A 7,041-nucleotide genomic window follows, 5' to 3' on the forward strand; every position below is an offset into this window, starting at 1 on the left:
TTCTGATATTTCTATTTATAATTTAAGTCAAACAAATAAAATCATCTGCTACTCTGCTTATTCCCAATAGGTACACTCAATTTATGCACTTAGTTTATCTGAAGGAACTTACATTGATTACTATACTGTCTAAAACAAAGAGAGTCTTTACAACTTTTATTACTATTTGTGCCGCTAACTGAAAAGCTGCAGAATGGAGATTACTATGAGAAGAAAATGCACAGATTCCCTGATTCGCTGGAAAAAAAGCACTAATCGTAAACCTCTGATCCTTGAGGGACTTCGCCAGACAGGCAAAACATGGCTGCTTATGGACTTCGGCAATAAACAATACGAACATACCCTCTATATCAATCTGGAAACCGACCAGTCTGTTTCCGACTATCTTTCCACTCCCCGTGATGCCCAGGAAGCACTTCTCTTTCTGGAGACTTACGCAGACAAACCTCTGCGCCCAGTTTCCTCTTTGCTGATTCTTGACAACATACAGTGCATTTCAGGGATTTCCACACTCCTTACTTCCATTGCTACAGATTTTCCACAATATCACATCATTTCTGCTGCAAGAGGTGTGGTAAACTCCTCCGATTATCCTGACTGCGACTTTGACATTCTCCCCCTGCATCCCCTGGACTTTGAAGAATTTCTGTGGGCAAACGCAGAATTCGCCCTTTCCCGCGAAATCCGTGCCCACTTCGCAAACTTCGAAACACTTGGAAAAAAGCTCCATCAAAAAGCCCTGGCACAATTCCGCCTCTACCAGATCATCGGCGGAATGCCTGCTGCCATCCTGGAATACAAAAAAGAAAAGAAGCTTCTGATGGTACCAGACACCCAGCAAAAACTTCTCAATCTTTTTCTCAACGACATCACAATGCAGGCACCAAAAGGAACCGCCAGTCACTGCCGAAACAGCTGGCTGTCTATTCCCACACAACTCGGCAGAACCAGCCGCAAATTCCAGTACACCCGCATAGCAAAAGGCGCAACAGCAAAACACTACCAGAAACCATTACAATGGATGATTCAGACAGGACTTGCTTTGCCATGTAATGATGTGACATATCCGCAGATTTCACCCAGCTCACATGCTCAGGCTTCCTCACACTTGTATCCAGTAGATGTTGGATTATGCACACGTATCCTTAAACTTCCTGCCTATCAGCTTCTCTCCGGTGAAGAAAGCATTGCCAACACGGCCTGCACAGAAACATTCCTGGCACAGCAGTTCACCCAAAACGGCTATACCCTCTCCTACTGGTCCAGTGGCAACCAGGCAGAAGTCCCATTTCTGCTATCCAAAAACAACCACCTTATCGCCGTAGACTACCGCACTACTCCGCACCAGAAGTGCAGAAATCTTATGCGTCTCCATGCAGCACCTGATCTTCCAGAAATTGAGCAGATGTATCTTCTCTCAACAGAAGACTTCAGGCAAAAAGAATATTATCACATTGTGCCTGTGTATGCGGCATTTTGTATCTAGCCCAAAATCCCTCACCACAAAAAACGGAACCCTCCTATATCATCCAAACTTTGATTCGGGAAGGTTCCATTTATTTTTTCATTCTTATTCTGTTATTTGCTTTTTATTTCATTCTTTCACAGTTATTTTACTTCTTATAGTCCGTCTTGCTGCAAGTCGGCAGCCCTTTTGTATCCCAGGACATGCCTGCCTGTTTTCTCCAGGTATTTGTTCCAAGTAGAAAACCTCCGGACTGCGCATCCAGAATATACCACTTACCACCAACTCTCACCTGGTTCCACTGATGACTCGGATTACTCGCTTTTGCATTTGCATGGACGTAACGACAATCCACACCAATCGCATCACAAAGTGCTTTCATAGCTCTGGCATATCCGGAACACTGCGCCTCTCCATACACCAGCGCACCCCAGGCAGTATTTGCATAATTGTACTGCCATCCTCTGTACGCATAACTGCAGTTGCTTCGAAGATAGTTAAACGCAGTCAATACCTTGTCATAATCAGACATACCACTTCTGATATAATTAAGCTTGAAACTCTGTACAACACTTCTTACCTGCGCCAGCTGAGTAGTATTCAGATAAGGTCCATACACACTGCCATAGCTGTAATTCCCCTTTACAGTAGGAGCTTTCACAGTTATCTTTCTGGCATCACTTTTTTCACTATACAGATTTTTTCCATTTACTTTCACATAAGCAAGAACTCTGTACTGATATGTTTTTCCTGCCTTCGTCGTCTTATCTGTGGTAGAAAGAGTCATAGCTTTCTTAACAGCTTTCAGATAAGACCACTTTCCATTATCATAACGATAAATCCGGTACCCATCCGCCTGATTTGTATAACTCCATGACAATTTTACAGTTTTGTTATCTGTAGTATAACATTTATAAAGTTCAGGAGTCTGCAGATTCGCTTTCGCAGTAACCGTATTGGAAATAATCTTAACATCATCATCAAAATTCTCCGGTTCCGGATCTACCACATAATCAGAATATCTGAGCTGGTAAGAATATTCATGTCCTGCCTTTGTTGTGGTATCCACAAATGTAAGATTATCTCCACGTGCCCTTGGACGGTCAGAATAGCAGATTACCTTATTGTTATCACCATATTTAGTATAGTGATTGTCATCAATAACTTGCCACATATCCCCTGAAACAAGAAAACGGTCCAGCTTCTTCAGTTTACCGCCATTCTCCACCGACGGCTCCGAACGATAAATCTCTACATACTCAGAGCCCAGAGTATTCACCAGCGCATCAAACTCAATACTGCTCGCCTTTCCGGCACGCCATTGTTTAATGTTCATAAATTCGGTATCTTCCCTGATCGTCTGCGCCGCCTCTGCTCTCACTCCCGTCCCCAGCACCATACACAACAAGGCACAACCCATCACCAGCAAACCGGGCAACTTCCGCAAAACTGATTGCCATAACAATTTACATGTTTCTGAATTCTTTTTCGTTTTCATAATACTTTCACCTCCATACCACAAATATAAATGTTTCATCGGGAGATTTCAATAACTTTTGAGTACATACAATATTTTTATTGCTGTTCACAATCCCGCAATCGCTTGAACAGATAACTTATCTAATCTGAGTAATTTTTATAACTGCAAGAAAACAATTATTTTACATAATTTTAGCATTTAAAATTCAGCAGCAATTACATTCAGCAATATAAAATCCCCGCTATTTCAATACCCTTTCTATCCCCTCCAACCTGTACACCACCCAAAGGGGAACTATAATCATGACAAAGATTAAAAACACAAAGAAGGGCATGGCAAAAAAGACATTAAGTATGTCACTTGTTGTTGCAATGCTTGCTACTTCTAATGTGCCGGTATGGGCTGCTGAGTTCAGCGATGGTACAGATGCAGCTGTAACATCTGAAGCAGAAGCTCCAGTTGTTGAAGATACAACTGCAGATGAATTCACAGATGAAGCAACACCAGACGTTACTACAGAAGAAACAGTTGCTCCAGCTACTGCTGCAGAAGTAAATACAGATGCATTTGTTTCTACACTGAAAGTTAACATGAACGCCGCTGGATGGGGCAATGCAGTAACTGTAAGCGGTACTCTTAAAGACAAAGATGGAGCACCTGTAAGAACTAATGATAATAAAGATGCAAATAAAAGAATTCAGGTAAGCTATACTTGGCTTTCTAATGGCTTAGAAGCAAATGGTACAAGTCCAAGTGCTATTCTTCCAGTAAGTACAGATGTAGATACAATTACATACACACCAAATAGAGATGATTTTAATAAAGATTTATCTCTTATGGTTACTGTAAAACGTGGAAACACAGTTGTTTATCAGGAAACAGTAGCTGGCGGAGTTGTTGGTGCAAAAGATATCAGTGATGATTTCTCAGCAGCTCTTACAGGTGTTGAAAACAAAACCTATAACGGAAAAGAACAGAAAGTAGTTCCAACTAATAAATATTCTGTAAAAACAGCTTTTGGAACAATTACAGAAAAACATATTACATGGAACTATAAAGAAGCATCTAATGACTTTACGAATGTAACAGGAAAAGATATTACTGTAACTGGTACATTAGAGGGTACTTATGATGCTACATCCGAAGCATATGGATACAAAGCTACAACTAAATCTGCTACATATCAGATTACAAAATTAGGAATCACAGACAAGAATCTTGTTTCTTCCATGAAAACAACATCTGTTGAATTCACTGGTTCTGCACAGGAATTTGGAAAATCTGATGTTACTCTGCAGGTAAAAGTAAATGACAGCACTAAAATTGACATTTCAGATGCTATCAAAAAAGATGCAAAATTCACTGGCGATACAGCTGTAGGAAAATACAACTTAAAAGTATCTTCCGATGTATTAGACAAGGACAGCGATGTTCTGAAGAACTTTACACTTCCGGCTCCTACTGTTACTGCAACTACAGACAATAAATATGAAATCGTAGCACGTGACCTCGGGAAATGCTCTGTTGAATCAGATATCGAACTTAACATTGATGACGTAAAAGATCTTGATGCAAAAGCATTAGTTGCTAAGATAGAGGCACAGGCTGGAGAAGTAACATTCAAAGGACAGGACGGAAGAACATTCTCCTTATCTAATATCTTAAATGATGTTACAGTTACTGCAGAACAGGCTCTTGTAAATGCAATTAAAGCAGGTACAACAGGAACTATTGATGGTGCAGTTACAATTGCTTATCAGGCAGATACTAAAAACGTAACAGGAAAGATTACGGTTCCAGTACGTCTGACTATCAGTAACCTTGCTGATGTAAAAGTAAAAGTAAATAATGTAGAATTAAGTACATCTTCTACAGATAAGAACATGTTCTCTGTTCCATATATTGCAAAAGCATATGATTTACAGAAGAAAGAAAACGGAATCAGCTCTTTTGCAGTTGAAGGTCTGAAGACTGGCGAATATAAGATTTCTTATAGTGATAATGTAAATGCAGGCGTTGTTAAAGTTACTGTAACAGGTCTTCTCAGCTATTCTGGAAGCGTTAAGAACTTCTATTTTAAAATTATCCCTGTAGATGTTAAAGATGAGAGTGTCTCCATGAAGAAAACTGTTACTGTTAATTCAGCAAACAATGCAGATGCATCCCTTTACAAAGATGCTCTTGAGTTAGCTATCAAGCAGGAACTGTACAAGGGAAACGGCAAAACTACTCTTGAACTTGACAAAGATTACACTGTAAAATATTACTACACAAAGAATGTAGTATCTACTAAAGAAGATGCAGAAAAAGCAGATGGCGATAATGTACCTGATAACTACGTAACAGCTGTTATTACTGTAAAAGACGGAAACTACAATAAGAAAGTAATTGTTAAATCTGCTCAGATCACAAGAAAGAAAATCAGCAATGTGACAATCAGTGTAGAGAAATCATCTTACACATATACTGGAAAACAGATTGTTCCAGAAATTGTAGTTAAAGATGGTTCTTCTGTTCTTGAAAAAGGTGTTGATTATTCTGTAATTGTAAAAGACAATGTTAACGTAGGAAAAGCTACTATTACCGTTAAAGCATTAGATGGTAGTGATTATGAAGTAAATAGCGAAGCGACAGCAACATTTGATATTACTGCCGCAAATGCAGAGGATGTTAAAGTCACTTTGACAGCTTCCTCTACTGCAACACCATCTACTGGAAAAACAAATACATTTGATTATAGAAAAGGTAAACAGATTAAACCTACTATCTCCGAAGTTTGGTTAGGAGATGTCAATGTAACAGATCAGTTCGATGTCAAATATGCTACTTATGGTGAAAATAATCAGGCTGGTAAAGAAATGGGAACTATCACTATTTCTCCAAAGACCGGAAACAAAAACTTCACTGGAACAAAAACACAGAAATTTGATATCAAAGGTATTGATTTAACTGGTACCTTAAAAGTTTATGGCTCTAATAAGAAGGAATTAAAACCTGTTAATGGTATTATTAGCTGGGATACTTATCATTTCTACTACAACGGATCCGAATGCAAGTTTGCTGATGAAGCTTTCCTTCCAAATCCTGTAGCTGCTAAAGAAGGTACTGATTATGAGATTAAGTACATTAATAATGTAGATGCTGGATATGGATATGTTGTGGTTGTTGCAAAAGGCAACTATGAATCAAATGTAACTAAAACTTTGAATAATGGCGTAGCTATTACTGCTGGTAAATTCAAAGGATTAAATAACGTTGTTGATGCAATTGGATTTGAAATTAAGGCATCTGTCTTCACTGCAAAAAATATCACTGTATCTAACGGTGTTTATGCAACAGGACTTCCTGTTACACCAAAGGTAACTGTAACAGTTGCTGGTAAAACTTTGGTTGAAGGCAAAGACTATAAATTAAATATTCGTCCACAGGATACTGAGAAAGAGACTGATTTTGTATATCCTGCATCTGTAATCAATGCAACAAATGGTAAAATTTTCTACGTAGATGTTATCCCAATGGGTGGATATGAATTTGATGATGTTGACGGAAGTAACACCTTTGCATGGGGAATTGATAAATTTGATTTCGCAGCAGCAGATATTACTTCTTCCGGTGATACTGTAACAGTTAAGAATGGCAACATGACTGTTGATCCATCTGATTATACAGTAACAAAAGACGAAAAAGCAGGTACTGTAACAGTTGCAGCTAAAGAAGGCAGCAAGAACTACACTGGTTCCCAGACTGTTAAAGTAAATAACGTTCAGGTACAGGCTCCTGTAATCAGTGGTGTTAATGTCGTTGGTAATAAAGCTACTGTAATTCTTTCTGGTGAAAGCGATGGAGCAAGCGGATATGACTATGTTATCTCCAAAGCAAATGACTATTCAACAGAGCGTGTTGATGTAACAAAGAACCAGATTAAGACAACAGGTGACTTCAAGTATGTACAGCAGGGAACATATTATGCATACTGCCATGCTTGGACACGTGATGCAAACGGTAAGAAAGTATTCAGCGGATGGTCTAACATTTATCCATTCTCTGTAACAGCAATCACACCAGATGCTCCGGTTATCACAAACGTTAAAGTAAG

General features: G+C 39.0%; 4 protein-coding genes. 2 read left to right on the top strand and 2 right to left on the bottom strand.

The window, feature by feature from the left end:
* Nucleotides 1-205: 205 nt before the first annotated feature.
* Nucleotides 206-1,486 carry an ATP-binding protein gene (locus tag KQI87_RS10625; protein ID WP_216460130.1) on the top strand — a complete coding sequence of 427 codons (1,281 nt, stop codon included), beginning with the start codon at nt 206-208 and terminating at the stop codon, nt 1,484-1,486.
* 127 nt (nt 1,487-1,613) lie between these two features.
* Here KQI87_RS10625 and KQI87_RS10630 read toward each other — a convergent pair whose 3' ends face one another.
* Both KQI87_RS10630 and KQI87_RS16830 read right to left on the bottom strand, forming a co-directional pair.
* Nucleotides 1,614-2,801 carry a transglutaminase domain-containing protein gene (locus KQI87_RS10630; RefSeq protein WP_253292474.1) on the bottom strand — a complete coding sequence of 396 codons (1,188 nt, stop codon included), beginning with the start codon at nt 2,799-2,801 and terminating at the stop codon, nt 1,614-1,616.
* Complete coding sequence (locus tag KQI87_RS16830) at nt 2,791-2,925, bottom strand: hypothetical protein (RefSeq protein WP_256444822.1); 135 nt, start codon at nt 2,923-2,925, stop codon at nt 2,791-2,793. Before KQI87_RS16830 ends, KQI87_RS10630 begins: the two co-directional genes overlap by 11 nt.
* A gap of 322 nt (nt 2,926-3,247) precedes the next feature.
* On the opposite strand from KQI87_RS16830, the gene KQI87_RS10635 reads away from it, so the two are divergent.
* The coding region (locus KQI87_RS10635; protein ID WP_216460132.1) for a hypothetical protein at nt 3,248-7,041 on the top strand (3,794 nt) is incomplete at its 3' end.

This window comes from Blautia sp. MSJ-9, from assembly GCF_018919065.1.
In the GTDB taxonomy this organism is placed as follows: domain Bacteria; phylum Bacillota; class Clostridia; order Lachnospirales; family Lachnospiraceae; genus Blautia_A.

Bases quoted from the DNA above. Each gene is read 5' to 3' on its own strand.
- KQI87_RS10625 (WP_216460130.1), top strand. From the start codon at position 206: ATGAGAAGAAAATGCACAGATTCCCTGATTCGCTGGAAAAAAAGCACT.
- KQI87_RS10630 (WP_253292474.1), bottom strand. From the start codon at position 2,801: ATGAACATTAAACAATGGCGTGCCGGAAAGGCGAGCAGTATTGAGTTT.
- KQI87_RS16830 (WP_256444822.1), bottom strand. From the start codon at position 2,925: ATGGCAATCAGTTTTGCGGAAGTTGCCCGGTTTGCTGGTGATGGGTTG.